At 47.1% G+C, this 16,771-nt stretch carries 11 protein-coding genes; all 11 read left to right on the top strand.

All coding sequences use genetic code 11. From position 1 onward, the window contains the following. The first annotated feature begins 1,639 nt into the window (after positions 1-1,639). Positions 1,640-2,566, top strand: coding sequence for an ABC transporter permease (locus tag AC1DPK_RS03165; protein ID WP_076269604.1), 927 nt, complete (start codon positions 1,640-1,642; stop codon positions 2,564-2,566). Positions 2,567-2,600: 34 nt separating this feature from the next. Then, the gene (locus AC1DPK_RS03160; RefSeq protein ID WP_076269437.1) at positions 2,601-3,485 is read left to right on the top strand and encodes a carbohydrate ABC transporter permease; all 885 of its coding nucleotides are present in this window, start codon (positions 2,601-2,603) and stop codon (positions 3,483-3,485) included. 56 nt (positions 3,486-3,541) lie between these two features. Further along, positions 3,542-5,098: an extracellular solute-binding protein gene (locus AC1DPK_RS03155; RefSeq protein WP_076269438.1), complete on the top strand. Its 1,557-nt coding sequence runs from the start codon at positions 3,542-3,544 to the stop codon at positions 5,096-5,098. 272 nt (positions 5,099-5,370) lie between these two features. Further along, on the top strand, positions 5,371-7,542 hold the full coding sequence (locus tag AC1DPK_RS03150; protein WP_477509280.1) for a carbohydrate-binding protein: 2,172 nt from the start codon (positions 5,371-5,373) through the stop codon (positions 7,540-7,542). A gap of 92 nt (positions 7,543-7,634) precedes the next feature. After that, on the top strand, positions 7,635-8,297 hold the full coding sequence (locus AC1DPK_RS03145) for an HAD family hydrolase (protein ID WP_477509279.1): 663 nt from the start codon (positions 7,635-7,637) through the stop codon (positions 8,295-8,297). Between the two features lie 192 nt (positions 8,298-8,489). Beyond that, entirely contained in the window at positions 8,490-9,713 is a 1,224-nt protein-coding gene (locus tag AC1DPK_RS03140; RefSeq protein WP_477509278.1) for an enolase C-terminal domain-like protein, read from the top strand. A gap of 31 nt (positions 9,714-9,744) precedes the next feature. Further along, positions 9,745-10,581, top strand: coding sequence for an NAD-dependent epimerase/dehydratase family protein (locus AC1DPK_RS03135; protein ID WP_477509277.1), 837 nt, complete (start codon positions 9,745-9,747; stop codon positions 10,579-10,581). A 276-nt stretch (positions 10,582-10,857) separates the two neighbouring features. Further along, positions 10,858-11,988 carry an ABC transporter ATP-binding protein gene (locus AC1DPK_RS03130; RefSeq protein WP_477509276.1) on the top strand — a complete coding sequence of 377 codons (1,131 nt, stop codon included), beginning with the start codon at positions 10,858-10,860 and terminating at the stop codon, positions 11,986-11,988. After that, positions 11,985-14,936 carry an extracellular solute-binding protein gene (locus AC1DPK_RS03125; RefSeq protein WP_477509275.1) on the top strand — a complete coding sequence of 984 codons (2,952 nt, stop codon included), beginning with the start codon at positions 11,985-11,987 and terminating at the stop codon, positions 14,934-14,936. The genes AC1DPK_RS03130 and AC1DPK_RS03125 overlap by 4 nt, the downstream gene beginning before the upstream one ends. Next, on the top strand, positions 14,933-15,904 hold the full coding sequence (locus tag AC1DPK_RS03120; RefSeq protein ID WP_076269448.1) for a carbohydrate ABC transporter permease: 972 nt from the start codon (positions 14,933-14,935) through the stop codon (positions 15,902-15,904). The genes AC1DPK_RS03125 and AC1DPK_RS03120 overlap by 4 nt, the downstream gene beginning before the upstream one ends. A 4-nt stretch (positions 15,905-15,908) precedes the next feature. Then, on the top strand, positions 15,909-16,766 hold the full coding sequence (locus tag AC1DPK_RS03115; RefSeq protein ID WP_477509274.1) for a carbohydrate ABC transporter permease: 858 nt from the start codon (positions 15,909-15,911) through the stop codon (positions 16,764-16,766). Positions 16,767-16,771: the final 5 nt, after the last annotated feature.

The raw sequence follows: 16,771 nt of genomic DNA, 5'->3' as shown, positions 1-16,771 counted from the left end.
GAAGTGAAGCTGTAAGCACGCATGTGTTCTTACAGCTCGAGAAAAGCCTTGGTTTGTTGTTTATAAGCGCAAATATGCGCTTATTGAGGTAGATGAGGCGTCTGACCGAGGTGGAAGTGAAGCTGTAAGAACGTATGTGTTCTTAAAGCTTGAGAAAAGGGTTAGTTTGTTGTTTGTAAGCGCATATGTGCGCTTATAGAGTAGTGAAGCCATCTGGTTGAGGTGGAAGTGAAGCTGTAAGCACATATGTGTTCTTACAGCGAGAGAATAGCTTTAGTTTGTTGTCTGTAAGCGCAAATATGCGCTTAAAGAGTAGAGAAGCCATCTGGATGAGGTGGAAGTGAAGCTGTAAGAACGCATGTGTTCTTACAGCTTGAGAAAAGGGTTAGTTTGTTGTTTGTAAGCGCAAATATGCACTTATTGAGTAGAAAAGCTATGTGGTTGAGGCGGAAATGAAGCTGTAAGCACGTATGTGTTCTTACAACACGAGAATAGCCTTAGTTTGTTGTCGATAAGCGCAAATATGTGCTTATTGAGGTAGATGAGGCGTCTGATCGAGGTTGAAATGAAGCAGTAAGAATACATGCGCTTATTGAGTAGTGAAGCCATCTGGTTGGGGTAGAAATGGAGCTGTAAGCACACATGTGTTCTTACAGTTCGAGACAAGCCTTGGTTTGTTGTCTGTAAGCGCAAATATGCGCTTATTGAGTAGAAAAGCCGACTGGTTGAGGTAGAAATGGAGCTGTAAGCACACATGTGTTCTTTCAGCGCGAGACAAGCCTCGGTTTGTTGTCGGTAAGCGCAAATATGCGCTTATTGAGTAGAAAAGCCGTCAGGTTGAGGCGGAAATGAAGCTGTAAGCACACATGTGTTCTTACAGCTCGAGACAAGCCTTAGTTTGTTGTCTGTAAGCGCAAATATGTGCTTATTGAGGTAGATGAGGCGTCTGATCGAGGTTGAAATGAAGCTGTAAGCACGCATGTGTTCTTAAAGCTTGAGGAATGGGTTAGTTTGTTGTTTGTAAGCGCATATGTGCGCTTATTGAGTAGAAAAGGCGTCTGGTTGAGGTACAAATGGAGCTGTAAGCACACATGTGTTCTTACAGCGAGAGAATAGTCTTAGTTTGTTGTCTGTAAGCGCAAATATGCGCTTATTGAGTAGAAAAGCCGACTGGTTGAGGTGGAAATGGAGCTGTAAGCACACATGTGTTCTTACAGCGAGAGAATAGTCTTAGTTGGTTGTCTGTAAGCGCATATGTGCGCTTATTGAGTAGAAAAGCCGTCTGGTTGAGGTAGAAATGGAGCTGTAAGCACACATGTGTTCTTACAGCACGAGACAAGCCTTGGTTTGTTGTTTATAAGCGCAAATATGCGCTTATTGAGTAGAAAATCCGACTGGTTGAGGCGGAAATGAAGCTGTAAGCACGTATGTGTTCTTACAGCACGAGACAAGCCTTGGTTTGTTGTCTATAAGCACATATATGCGCGAATAGAGTAGAGTCGGCGTCTGGGAGATGGGGAAAAGGAGCTTTATGCATAGGAGGATAATCTTAAACCACAAAGTATAAGATTGGCTCATAGTAAGCCCAGGCGGGCTCCTTTAGAATAAAAGTATCACATCAATGGAAGGGAAATCGATTATGAAATCTAATGGAGTCATTCGGGAATTACTTAGAAATCGAACGCTGCTGCTCATGTTCCTGCCCGTCGCGACGCTCCTTTTTCTCTTTAACTACTTGCCGCTTGCAGGTCTAGTCATCGCCTTTAAAGACTTTGACTTTGCTAAAGGAATTTTCGGAAGCGATTGGATGCACCCGCTGCTGAATAACTTTGATTATTTGTTCTCTTCTCCGACCGCTTTTCGGGCGATGAGAAACACGATACTGTTAAACGCATTGTTTATTACAGTCGGGCTCATTTTTGAAGTAGGGTTTGCCTTGCTGCTCAATGAGATTAGAAACAAATATTTTAAGAGAGTTACGCAGTCGTTAACCTTTCTTCCGTTCTTTATTTCGTGGATCGTAGTCGGAGTGTTCGCTTACAACTTAATGAACTTTGAGAGTGGAGCGATTAATCGTGTGCTGGAGACGATAGGCTTGCAGCCGATTGATTTCTACAGCGAAGCCGGCTTATGGCCGCTCATTCTAACGATAGCGGTTCGCTGGAAGGTTACCGGATACGGCACAATCATTTATTTGGCGGCATTAACGTCCATCGACAATTCGTATTATGAAGCAGCGTCCATCGACGGTGCGACAAGATGGCAGCAAATCCGTTTTATCAGCATTCCGATGCTGCGGCCAACGATCATTATCTTAACCTTGCTGGCTGTTGGCAGAATCATGAACGCCGATTTTGGAATGTTTTACGCAATGGTCGGCGATGCTTCTCTCTTATTTCCTACAACTGACGTTATTGATACGTTTGTTTATCGCAGCTTGCGCAAATCAGGAGATATCGGCATGGCATCTGCGGCGGGCTTCCTCCAGTCGTTCATCGCATTCGTGCTTATTATCGGCAGCAATTACGCGGCACGCAAAATAGACAAAGACTCGGCTATTTTCTAAAAACGTCCATTCACATCAAGGGAGGATCATCTGCATGCATCTGAAGAGATTTTCAATTTCACAATTTATTATCATTATAGCGATCTCCTTGTTCAGTCTGTCCTGCTTGTTTCCATTCATTATGGTCATTTCAGGCTCGTTAAGTACGGAGAAGGACATTATGGATTATGGATACACGCTATGGCCAAAGAGCATTACTTTCGATTCTTATCGCATTTTATTTCTAGGCTCTAATCGCATTATTGATGCGTATGGCGTAAGTCTTCTCGTTACGGTGGCAGGAACAATTCTATCCTTGCTCGTAACGAGCATGGGCGCATACGTAATGGCGAGACGGTCATTCAAGTATAGAAACATTTTGTCTATCTACGTCATTATTACAATGCTGTTTAATGGCGGATTAGTACCTTGGTACATCATTTGCGTGAGATATTTGGATCTAAAAGATACACTTTGGGCGCTTATTTTACCGATGCTCGCTAATGCATTCAATATGTTCCTCATTCGCAACTTTATGTTATCCATACCCGAGGATATGAATGAATCGGCCAAAATGGACGGTGCGGGCGACTTTAAAATCTTTTATCGCCTCATTGCACCGCTTTCCTTGCCAGTACTTGCAACCGTCGGTTTATTCGTAGCATTGAGCTACTGGAACGATTGGTTTCTAGGTCTCATGTTTGTCGATAAGCAGGAGCTTCAACCGCTGCAGCTGCTGCTGCGAACGCTCATCTCCAACGTGGAATTTCTGAAGAGCTCGAGCAATGCATCCGCTATGCAGCGAATATCAGCGCAAATTCCTTCGGAATCGATCAAGATGGCGCTTACGGTCGTTACGATTGGCCCTATCATTTTCTTGTATCCGTTCGTTCAACGTTTTTTTGTCAAAGGTTTGATGGTGGGCGCAGTAAAAGGATGACTATCTCGGCTTCAGCCGTGTAGTATATAAAACATAAGCTAAGGGGAGAGGTTCAGATGCAGAAAAGCATAACAAAAATGCCGCTATTTATTGCTGTCATCATGCTGCTAAGCGTTATTCTAGCAGCATGCAGCTCAAGCAACAGCAATACGCCAAGCAATAATGGGAAGGCGACTAATGCGCCAACTGGCGGAACCGAAGAAGTGAAGCAAGAGGATGAAGTTACGCTGAAGTTTTATTTTGGCGGTGATAAAAAAGCGGCTACGGATGAGGTTTGGTCCAAGGTTAGCGAATATGTGAAAGCGAAAGGTCTTAACGTGAAGTTCGATATTAACTTCATTCCGTTTGGCGACTTCAAAGAAAAGATGCTCGTTATGGCCGCATCCGGCGACAACTGGGATATGAACTTTGACGGCGACTGGCTTTCGTACAAGCAGATGGCTGCAAAAGGATCATACATGGCATTAAACGATCTGCTGCCGGAATTTGCTCCTAACTTGCACAAGAAATATGAGGAGCAGGGTACACTTGCTGCTGCAACGGTAAACGGCAACATCGTAGGTCTTCCATGGACGATGAAAATGAATGAGCGTAAATTTACTGGCTGGCGCTCTGATCTTGTCGAGAAAGCGGGACTTGATATTCCAGCAGGCTCAATCAAAACAATTGAGGATGTCGACAGATTGCTGCGTGAATTGAAAAAAGCGTACCCGAACGAAAGAATTTCCCGGACGCCGCCGGTATCCCTCATTATGATTCGTGATGAGTGGGTAGATCTTAACTTCCACGGCCTTGGCTTCTATTTAAGCGATGACAAAATTACGATTAAAGCGGTTGAGCAGCAACCATTCTACCTAGAGGCTGCAAAGCTGGCTAAAGTTTGGTATGACGATAATTTGATTAACCGTGATGCGATGATCGATAAGTCAGACGAAGCAGCAGAGTGGAGAAATGGCAAAAAGCTGTTCACTGTAACATCGCATGAATGGGTAAGTGCTAATCCTGGTTTCTCTGATCCGTCGTTCAAGATGGAATCGGCAGAGCTTTATCCTGACAAAAGATTCGTTAACCGTACGGCTCTTGCCAATGTCGTTGCCATTAACCGCAACTCCAAAAATCCAGAACGAGTGCTTCGTTTCTTGGATATGATGGAAACCGACAAAACGTTGTATGACCTTGTGCAATACGGTATTGAAGGCAAAACCTATGTATTGAACGGGGAAACGGCTGAATATCCGGAAGGCATGGAAACAACGACGAGCAACTATATGGAGTGGGGCGGACAATGGGCATTCTGGAAGCCGCAATTCATGCGTCCGACGATGACATATGGAACGGATTTCTGGCTGAAGGAAGCTGAATTTGCAAGCAAGCCTAATAACGTCAACTCACCTATCGACGGCCTATTTATCGCTGAAGACAATATGAAAAACGAGATTGCAAAACGTGATACAGCAAACGATGAGCTGAACAGACCGATAGAGTTTGGCGTGGTGAAGGATGTCGAGAAGGCCGTTGCTGCTTATATCGAAACGCAAAAGAAAAATGGACTTGATGTCATCATCGCTGAAACTCAAAGACAAATTGATGAGTTTCTTGCGAAGAAAAAATAAAGTGTGACGAATGAGAAGCCGACCTTATGTAGAGGAAGGCTTCTCCTTTGACAACGTTTGAAAGCGGATACATTGGATAAGTATGAAAGAAGCCGCTGCGAAACGGCAGTTCTCTTGTATCGCATTTACAACCAGCAGCCTTAAAACGCGAGCCTGGTCCCCCGGGGGACCAGGCTTTTTTCGATACCCCAGAAGCGGCGAAGGAGGTGGTAGGATCGAATAAATAGGGATTGGAGCATCGCGGTATCATCCATTTTTTGAGGAGGGAATTTATGTTGGTTAAAGGAAGAAGACAGGTTTACGTCATCCTATTGCTTGTTCTGGTTCTTATCTCAACGCAGCTCTCGTTATCACCATCCAAGGTATCGGCAGCTGGCAATTTGGCGCTGAACAAAAGTGTAACGGAAAGCAACCATACTCAGAGCTATATAACTTCAAACGCAACAGATGGCAATCAAGCAAGCTATTGGGAGGGAGCTGCAAGCAGCTATCCGAACTGGATTAGGGTCGATTTGGGCAGCAGCCAAGCCATCAATCAAGTAGTTCTTAAGCTGCCGCTTGCTTGGGGTGACCGTACGCAAACTTTATCTGTGCAGACTAGCAGTGATGATACAAACTACAACACCATTGTTGCTTCTGCGGCCTATACTTATCAATCCGGTACAAATGCGGTCACCATCAACTTTACAAGCACCAATGCGCGTTATGTCAAAATAAATGTGACAGCTAATACTGGAGCAACTGGCGGACAAATATCGGAGCTTGAGGTGTATGGACCGACCGTTGTAGCAACGCCAACGCCTTCACCGAGAGCGACGGCAGTTCCAACAGCTACACCTGCTCCAACAGCTGCGCCAGGCTCGATATCGGCTTTTGTTCAAACGGCAGCTTCCGCCTTTAACAGTCAATTTGGCACGCAATTGGAAAACTCCAGTGAAGGCGGTCAAAATGTCGCCTATGTGGACAACGGGGATTACCTTGTATTTAACAATGTGAACTTCGGGAGCGGAGCCTCATCGGTTGCGCTGCGTGTGGCAAGCCAAACAACCGGCGGCAATGTTGAAATTAGACTGGACAGCTTGAATGGCACGCTGGCAGGTACTTGCGCGGTAACGACTACGGGCGGCTGGCAGTCATGGACAACCAAAAACTGCTCCATTAACACAATAAGCGGAGTCCATAATCTATATTTAAAATTTACTGGAGGAGCAGGTAATCTGTTTAATATCAACTGGTTCAAATTTGCTGCTGCCGCAATTGGCGGCGATGTAGTCGGAAAGGTGTTTGCGGGTTACCAGGGCTGGTTTACCGCTGGGGGTGACGGATCACCTCTAAACAACTGGACACATTGGTCCAAAAACAATAATAATCTGACAGCGAACTCCAACGTAAACTTCGAGATGTATCCAGATTTAAGAGAGTATACGAAGCTGTATCAAACGAACTTAGGCAATTTAGGCAACGGTCAGCCAGCCAAGCTGTTCTCCTCTTATGATCAAGAAACGGTGAACAAGCATTTTGAATGGATGCAGACATACAACATTAGCGGCGCAGCGCTGCAAAGATTTGGGGCGGATGCAAACTATGCGCCGAATAATTGGAATCAGAACCGCGACAGCGTAGCTGTGAAGGTGAAAAATGCTGCTGAAACCTATAACCGCAAATTTTATGTGATGTATGACATTACGGATCTCAATCCAAGCCAGTGGGTCAATGCGGTCAAAAATGATTTTACCAACAATGTTGTTGGCACGATGAATTTAACCTCATCGACTGCCTATGCCAAGCAGGACGGTAAGCTGGTCATCTGTATTTGGGGGATCGGGTTTACCGATCGGCCGGGAACAGCAGCGGAATCCGCAGACTTAATCGCTTGGTTCAAAAACCAAGGCTATTATGTGATCGGCGGCGTTCCTACCCATTGGCGCAATGGGGATAACGATTCGAAGCCTGGTTTCCTCGATGTGTACAAATCGCTTGATATGCTATCGCCTTGGTTTGTCGGTCGGTTTAGCCAGCTAGCGGGCGCTGATCATTACAAGACGAATCAATGGGCGCCGGATTTCGCATTTACTCAGCAGAATGGCATCGTATATCAGCCCGTGATTTGGCCGGGTTTTGCATGGAAAAACATGAAAAACGGTCCCGTCAACGAAATTCCTCGTCTGCATGGCGATTTCATGTGGCGACAGGCTTACAATTTAAAAAGTTTAGGCATCAATACAGGTTATATTGCGATGTTTGATGAATATGACGAGGCGACGGCGATTGCCAAAGCCGCCGAGAACAGCTCGATGATTCCGAACAATCAATATTTCCTTACGCTCGATGCGGATGGCGTAGCCGTATCCTCTGATTTCTATTTGCGGTTGACTGGCGATATTGCACGTCTCTTCAATAATGAAATCCAATTAACCGTAAATCATCCGACTAGTCATCAGTAAACAATCACAGCTTTAAATGAAAAGGCGCTCCCCTAGCGGGATCGCTTTTTTCATGATTATAATAGAGAGATAGTAGGAGAGGAGAGATTGTTTTGAACAACATTAAACATATTATTTTTGACTTTGATGGTACACTGGCTGATACTTGGCCGGTGATGTTTCAAGTGATTTCAGGTGTATTCCAGAGATATGATGGCAGGCAAGTGTTGATTGAGGATATGTACGCATTGGCAGGGCCGACGGAGCTTCAAATTATTGAACAGCATCTAAGCAATCGCGAGCAAGTGGAAGCAGCCATAACCGAATATGTAGCTGAATACGAGCAGCGCCATGAGGAGCTCGTAGAGCGAAATACGGAAATAGCTGATTTGCTAGTCTCATTGCGGCAATCAGACATCGGAATTGCCATGTTCACAGGCAAATCGCGGCGTACGCTCGATATTTCGCTGGACAAGCTGGGCTGGGAGGTTAGCTTCGACAAGATTGTAACGGGCGATGATGTGGAGAAGCGCAAGCCATCAGCGGAAGGGATCCATCTTATATTAAACGAGCTTGGCTGGGCAAAGGAAGAAACTATTTTTGTCGGAGACAGCAACGATGATATGATGGCAGGTCAAGAAGCCGGAATACGTACCTTTGCTGCTCAGTGGATGGCTGTCGTGCAGGATAAAGATTACCGCGTCCTGCCGGAGCGAATTTTTAACGAGGTGGAAGCGTTCAAGCGGTTTGTACTTGAGCAATTAGAGAAAGTCTAATTTTAAACAGGTAAAAAGAGAGTATCCCATATATGGGATGCTCTCTTTTTTTATATTGTAAATACTAAGGCAATAAGCATCATAGGATTAGGAAAGAGGCTAACAATAGGACAGAAAGTTTAAAAATGCCTCATGTGGAATGCCGTGTGTTTGACTTAAACTAAACGAGACACGGAAAGGAAAGGTGAGGGCATGGCGAAAATAACGGGAATCAAATGTATTCGAACGCGTAAGAACGGAACTTGGACGATCGTAAAGGTGATGACCGATCAAGACGGGCTTTATGGACTCGGCTCGGCTTCGGATGTCTACAATCCGGAAGCCGTTGYACAAGTTATTGAGCAGTTGCTGGCGCCGCTTCTGATCGGCAAAGATGCCGCTAACATAGAAGATTTGTGGCAGACAATGTATATGTGCGGCTATTGGAGAAACGGAGCTATTTTGCATACGGCAATCGGCGGTATTGATATGGCATTATGGGATATAAAAGGGAAGGAAGCGGGATTGCCGGTCTATCAATTGCTCGGCGGGGCAAGCCGCGCGGCTGTGCCTTGTTATGGACATGCAGGGGGATCGGATATTTCCGAGCTCAAAGAGGATGTGCAGCGTTTTATGGAGGAGGGCTATACCGTCATCCGCGTGCAGATGGGCGGGTATGGGGGAGGCGGCTTCATTAACGCTGACAAAGCGAACCTGCCCGAGCGAGCTTGGACAAAAGGTCCTGTGTTTGACGAGCAGGCTTATTTGAATGCTATTCCGAACATGTTCGAGCAATTGCGGTCAGCGTTTGGCATGGGTATCCAGTTTACGCATGATGTACATGAGCATTTGTCTCCTATCAATGCGATTCAGCTGGCGAAGCGGGTTGAGCCCTATGGTCTGTTCTTTCTTGAAGATGCGCTCGCACCGGAGCAAATTGGCTGGTATCGCCATCTTCGTCAGCAGAGCGCAACGCCGCAGGCGGTTGGCGAGCTGTTCGTGAATCCGCAGGAGTGGACGGAGCTAGTCAAGGAGAGGCTGATCGATTTCATTCGCGTTCGCGTCTCGAAAGCTGGGGGCATAACGCCATGCCGCAAAATAGCAGCGCTGTGCGAAGCGTTTGGCGTGCGTACCGCGTGGCAGGAAGGCGGAGAGAATGATCCCGTTAACCAAGCGGCAGCGGTACATCTTGATATGGCGATATGGAATTTCGGCATTCAGGAAGTGAACCATTTTAGAGCGGAAGAGCTTGATGCCTTTGACGGGCATATCGTTAGAAAGGGCGGTTATCTTTACCCTTCGAACAAGCCGGGTCTTGGCATTGAGCTGGATGAGTTAAAGGCGCAGCTGCTCGTTGGGGACAACTGGAATCGCTCCGCATATCACAATCCTTATCACCTGGATCGAAAGGCTGACGGTACGCTTGTGCGGCCATAATACAAAGTTGAAAATTGGAGGTGCTTCTTCTATGAAAACAATCGCAGTAACTGGCGGGAGCGGCAAGCTCGGAACACAGCTCATTGGGGCGCTTCAGCAGGATGGCTATCAGGTTGTTTCCTTGGACAACGAGCGGTCAAATCAGCTGCATTGCAAGCAAATTAAAGTAGATTTAAATGATTTCGGGCAGGTCGTTTCAGCGCTTCACGGTGCGGATGCCATCATACATATGGCTGCTATTCCTGCACCGCTTGGCCATTCGTACCCGTATATATTCGCGAACAATACGGTTGCAGCGTATCATATTTTGGAAGCCGCCTCGATTCTTGGTATTCGGAAGGTTGTTATGGGCTCAAGCGAGTCTTCTTACGGCTTTGCATGGGCACCGACGCCATTTGCACCGGATTATTTGCCTCTGGACGAGGACCATCCGCAGCAGCCGCAAGAGTGCTACGGTCTATCGAAGGTAGTGAATGAAGTGACAGCTGCGATGTTCGATCGAAGGAATGGCATGCAGGTCATTTCACTCCGTTTCTCCATGATTACTAAACCTGAGGATTACAAGCATCTTGCGGTTGATAAGCCGGAGTCCTTTAAACATATTTTATGGAGCTATATTGATATACGAGATGCAGTCAGTGCATGTATCGCGTCGCTTCATGTGGAGGACCGCGAAGCGATTTGTCTCAATATTACGAGCAACGATACGCTTAGCGAATGGTCAACCGAGCGTTTGCTGCAGCAATTTTATCCGGGAGTCATCGATCTGCGCGCGCCTTTAACRGGGCGGACAGCCGTAGTCAGCAATCAAATGGCGAAGGATACGCTGGATTGGAGCCCTAAGTATTCTTGGGCAGACCATCGGTAAACAGCTGAATAAGTACAAATGGAAGAGGCCGACTCAACAGGTGCAAACCTAGCGAGGCGGCTTCTTTTTTTTATTGGCAGCAGAAGAGGCTGATTGTGGATTTGTTTCCATTATAGAAAGCGCTTTCTAGTATTGGAGGGAAAATAGTGATTTTCAGCTGATAGAGGCTAATTTTTGACAACAAAAGAAAATATCACCTCATATTTGCCGGCGAATGTATGCGTTAACATTAACAGTAGCAAGAGGAAGACAATACGTCATGAGAGGTGAGCAAGGGTGGGAAGCATTACGTTTAGCCATGTATATAAGCACTATAAAGGGGAGTCGCGTCCGGCGGTCAACGATTTCCACCTTTCCATTGAGGAGGGGGAATTCCTGGTGCTCGTCGGTCCTTCCGGCTGCGGCAAATCAACAACGCTCCGGATGCTGGCTGGCCTAGAGGAAATCACCGAAGGAGATCTGTACATCGATGAGAAGTTCGTAAATTATGTCTCGCCCAAGGACAGAGATATTGCGATGGTATTTCAGAACTACGCCCTATACCCGAATCTAACCGTTTACGAAAATATCGCGCTAGGACTCAAGCTTCGCAAGACAGCAAAGCACGATATCGAGCTAAGGGTCAACCGTGTGGCGAAAATTTTGGAAATATCGCATCTGCTGGAGCGCAAGCCAAGCCAGCTGTCAGGCGGTCAGAAGCAGCGTGTCGCACTTGGCCGAGCGATAGCAAGGGAGCCGCAAGTGTTCCTCATGGATGAACCGCTGTCGAATCTTGATGCGAAGCTGCGTGCTCAAACAAGGGCGGAAATCATTAAGCTTCAGAGCGACCTCAAGCGGACAATGGTCTATGTGACGCATGATCAAGTCGAAGCGATGACGATGGGAACACGGATTGTCGTTATGAAGGATGGCGTTATTCAGCAGGTTGCCCCGCCTCGCCAGCTTTATGATGAACCGACGAATTTGTTTGTCGCCGGATTTATCGGCTCGCCCCAAATGAATTTTATGGAGGGGAGCCTAGTCTTGGAGGATGGTCTTTATTATTTCGTTAATAAGCGAATAAAGCTGCTCGTTCCAGAACGTCATTATGCGCATTTTGCGGTAAAAAGCGGATCGCTTCGCAACTGTGTGATGGGCATTCGCCCAGAGCATGTGTGGCTGAAGCGGGAAGAAACAAATGCGGAGGAGAATGACTTCTTTCGATGCGTAGTAGAGATGACGGAAGTAACGGGAGCCGATTCGTACGTGTATGTGAAGGTAGGAGAGAAAACGCTCATTGGCAGAACGGAGCCGGAGATCGTTTATCACAAAGAGGAGAAGCTTGTCGTTGGTTTCAACATGAGCAAGGTTCATTTCTTTGATGAGGAAACCGGCGTATCTTTGGCAGCTGGAGGAGAAGACAGATGAGGAGAATGAGGATGCTGGGCATCGCTCTTCGTCTCATTCTGGTTCTGGCGCTGGTGTTCGGAGTCATCCGCTGGATTACGGCCAGCGAACCCGTTCTTCATGCAACCTCGGTGAGCACGGAGCAGCTGCTGTCCTATAAAAGCAAAACAGAGGAGCTGCCATACGCGAAGCTGATGTACCAATATCCGGAGGCGGCCAAAACCGACGAGAGTCTTCCGTCCATTCTGATTTCACCAACCGCATATCAAGCTGCTGCTGAAGAATCGGCGGTCAGGATTGATAAGGAGCAAGGTGAAGCTGCGCTTTATTGGGAAAACGAAAAGGGCTGGGTGGAATGGACGTTCGACGTGCCGAAGGGCGGCTGGTATGAGCTTCATTTTGATTACAAGCCTTTAGAAGGCGGGAACGCCTCCGTCGTACGCGGCGTTCAAATTGATGGTCGATATCCGTTTACGGAGTCGGAACGCATTGAACTGGAGCGACTTTGGAAGGATTCCAAATTTCCATATGATCGCAACGAGATCGGACAGCAAATTCGTCCTCCGCAAACCGAGCTAGCCGGTTGGAGCGCAAAAGCGGCAACGATATTCTCTGCTTCATCTGAGCCAGTACTCTACCGGTTGGAACAAGGCCAGCATAAGCTGCGGTTGGTTGGGGTGAGAGAGTCCGTCGCGCTCCGAGAAATTGCATTCAAGCCAAAGGAAGAAATTCCAGCTTACGAGTATTACAAAAACATGCATCCGCCGGAAGAGGAGAAGCAGAGCTGGTTCAGCATGATCGAAGCGGAGCAGTTTCAGCGGAAATCAAGTCTCGCGATTCAGACCGATTTTTGGTCAGAGCCTTATATTTCACCTGACCCGAAAGGGCGAATTACTTATAACGTCTTAGGCGGTCAGCGCTGGCGATTGCCGGGCGAGTGGGTGGAATGGGAGCTTTCTGTGCCAGAGTCCGGCTGGTATGAAATCGACCTGAAAACATTTCAAAACTATCGAAATGGCTTTGAGGCATATCGCACCATCTCGATTGATGGAAAAACACCATTTCAGGAGCTGCTTCATTACGGTATTCCGACGAAGAAGGAATTCGACATTGGCACGCTTGCTGATGCAGAAGGGAAACCTTTCCTCTTTTATTTGGAGAAGGGCGCACATGTCCTGCGCATGACCGCTGACTCCTCACTCGTTCAGCCCGTTTATCTGGCTTTGAAGGAGACGCTGGATCAGCTCGCAATATTCGACCGACATATACGATTGCTTACAGGAAACTATAGCAAATCGGCTTTTGACGCCAACATCGATTCAACGCGAACGTGGAATATGAAGAAGCTTGATCCTGATGTCGAGCAGAAGATGACGGAATTTGTCGCCCAGTTAACGAATATTCGGAACTATATCAATGGTCTCAATAAAAAGGATTCTGATTTATCTGAAGCGATCAAAGGTTCCGTAGCGATACTCGAGAAGATGCTGGTGGATGTGAACGTGATACCGAATAAAATCAATGATTTCTCGACGATTCAGAACAATATTGGAACGTGGATGGCAACGCTGACTCAGCAGCCTCTACTTATGGATTATATCGTCGTACGGACGCCAAATACGGTTACGGATCTGAAAGTGCCGACGACGCTTTCAAGAGTGCCTTACTCGATTGCTGATTTTGGCCGCTCCTTCTATTTGGACTACGACACGCGCAAGCATAACAAGAAGGAAGCACTGACCATTTGGGTGCAGCGCGGTCGGGATTACGTCGAGCTGCTGCGTGAGATGGTGGATAATGATTTCACGCCACGGACGGGAATTGAAGTCAATATCAATCTGATGACTAACCCGAACATGCTCATACTTGGAAATGCAGCAGGAGACGTGCCTGATATTGCGCTTGGCGTTGGGGAGTCTACGCCAGCTGACYTCGCAATGCGGGATGCGGCTGCGGAGCTGTCTGACTTTCCAGGCATCAAGGATGTGCTTGACCGATTTATTCCCGGAGTCAGCCGTTCGCTTAGCTACGACGGAAAAATGTATGGACTGCCAGAGGTGCAGAACTTCCAGATGATGTTCTATAGAACCGACATTCTAGAAGGCTTGAACCTGAAGGTTCCGGATACATGGGATGAAGTGTTCGACATTTTACCAACGCTTCAGGAAAACGGAATGACGATGAATTATCCGAAAAGCGATTTCACTACACTTTTCTTCCAAAATGGTGCAGAGGTGTATTCGCAAGACGGTTTGAAGGGTGCGCTCTCGAGCGATGCCGGCCAGCAGGCATTCAAGCGCTGGACAGAGCTCTACAAGAAATACAATCTGCCGATTGACATACCAGCATTTTTCCAGCATTTCCGCGATGGAGATATTCCTATAGGTGTGGCCGATTTTAACACTTATGTGCAGCTGCTCGTTGCTGCTCCGGAAATAACCGGACACTGGAAAATCGCACCGCTGCCGGGCATCGAGCAAGAGAACGGCGAGGTAGCAAGATGGTCGCCGCAGGCTATATCTGCCGCGATGATCATGAAGAAAAGTGAACGGAAAGACGATGCTTGGAAGTTTCTAGAGTGGTGGACCTCGGAGGACGTGCAATCGCAATACGCCAAAGACGTCGAGTCCTTTTATGGCATTGAGTTCAGATGGAATACGGCGAATGTCAATGCGATGAAATCACTTACTTGGCCGAGCGATGACCTGAAGGCGCTTCAAGAGCAGGCGCGCTGGGCGAAAAACATGCCTTATGTACCGGGTTATTATTTCTTGAACAGAGAGATGGAATTTGCGTGGAATCGGACGGTTCTTGAAGGCATACCTGCGCAGGAATCGCTTGAGGCTGCTCAGCTTTCCTTGCAGCGGGAAATGAATCGCAGACAAAATGACTTTGGCATATCGGCTAATGAGGATTTGAAAATTCCGCAAATTAAACAACCTTACGAATGGGAGGAACCGCAGAAATGAATACGCAGCTTTCTCCCAGCATAGCTAAGCCGAAGCAGAAATCTGCTTTGCGTGTGAAATGGAATCGCTTTTGGCGGGAAATGAGACGTGATGCTTTTTGTTATCTGTTTCTTGCGCCGTTTCTCATTTGCTTCCTAATGTTTATCGTCATTCCGGTTGTTATGGCAGCGACACTTGGATTTACGTCCTATGACGGCTTTGGATCGCTTCATTTTATCGGGGTACGAAATTACATCAGCTTGTTCACACAGGACATCATTTTTCTAACTAAAGCGATTCCGAATACGTTTTTGTTCGCGTTAATCGTAGGGCCGGGAGGTTATATTTTAGCTTTCCTGTTCGCTTGGCTCATTCATCAGCTGCCCATTCGCATTCGCGATTACTACACGCTTGCGTTTTATGCACCGTCTATGGCTGGCGGCGTCGCTTTATCCGTCGTTTGGATTGCGACGTTCAGCGGTGACCGCGTCGGTTATTTTAACAATTTTTTGCTTAAGATGGGCTGGATCGACAGTCCGACGATTTGGCTGCAGGACCCTAAATATTTGCTCAATATTATGATCATCGTATCGCTCTGGGTTAGCTTTAGCGTTGGTTTTCTCGCTATGCTGGCTGGTCTTCAGACGGTAAATCGGGAGCTGTACGAGGCTGGCCGCATAGACGGGATTTCCAGCCGCCTGCAGGAGGTTTTCTACATTACAATTCCTTCGATGAAGCCGCAAATGCTGTTCAGCGCGGTCATGTCGATCGTAGGTACGCTGAAGGCAGGAGGCATATCCACCCAGTTGACGGGGATGGCGATTACTCCTTCCTATTCAGGGCATTTGATTATTAATCATATTGACGATTACGCTTTTATCCGTTTCGAGCTCGGTTATGCATCCTCGGTCTCAGTCATGCTGCTGATCATCAGTTATTTTGCAATGAGATTTGCTTATCGGCTGTTCGGATCAAAGGAGGAGCTGTAAAACCATGATTCGAAAACTTCGCAGAGTGACGCCGTTTCAGATCATCCTTGTCACTGTTTTTACCGCGCTGGCCGCATTCATGTCGCTGCCGATCGTGTTTATTTTGAACCATGCCTTCAAGCCGCAAAATGAGCTGTTTCTTTTCCCGCCGCGATTTTTGGTGCAAAATCCAACGCTGCGCAATTTTGAATCGCTTATATTACATGCATCAAACGCGACGGTTCCGTTTACCCGTTATTTGTTCAACAGTTTAATTGTAGCGGGACTTACGTTGTTTACGGTCATCATCGTCAGCACTATGGCAGGTTATGTGCTTGCGAAATACCAGTTTCATTTCAAGCAGCTGATCTTGTCTCTTATTACTTTATCGTTGATGTTCGCACCCGAGACCGTTGGGATTCCGAGGTACTTGATCATCAGCGGAATCGGCATCAACAACACGTATTTCGGACATATTTTGCCGGCATTAGCTTCTCCGATCGCCGTATTCATGCTGGTTGGCTTTATTTCGCAAATTCCGGGAGAACTGTTGGAAGCAGCCAAGATCGACGGGGCCAGCCACTTCGGTATTTTTACCAAAATGGTGCTTCCGCTCTCCGTTCCCGCCATTGCGACCATATCCATCTTCACATTCCAAGGCGTGTGGGGCGATGTGGAGACGTCAACCTTATTCATGCAAGAGGAAACGATGAGAACGTTAGCCTTCTATGTCAATAGTCTGCTTAGCGGACTGCAAAACAGCGTATCGGGACAAAACATGGCCGCCGCTGCCGGCTTGCTCATGTTCGTACCGAACCTAATTATCTTCTTGCTCTTCCAGCGAAGAGTGCTTGAGAYGATGGTCCATTCCGGAATTAAGTAATTCAA

The organism is Paenibacillus sp. 01T424 (assembly GCF_056398745.1).
The sequence above is the reverse complement of the archived record's forward strand: the minus strand, read 5'-3'. Positions and strand labels throughout refer to the sequence as shown.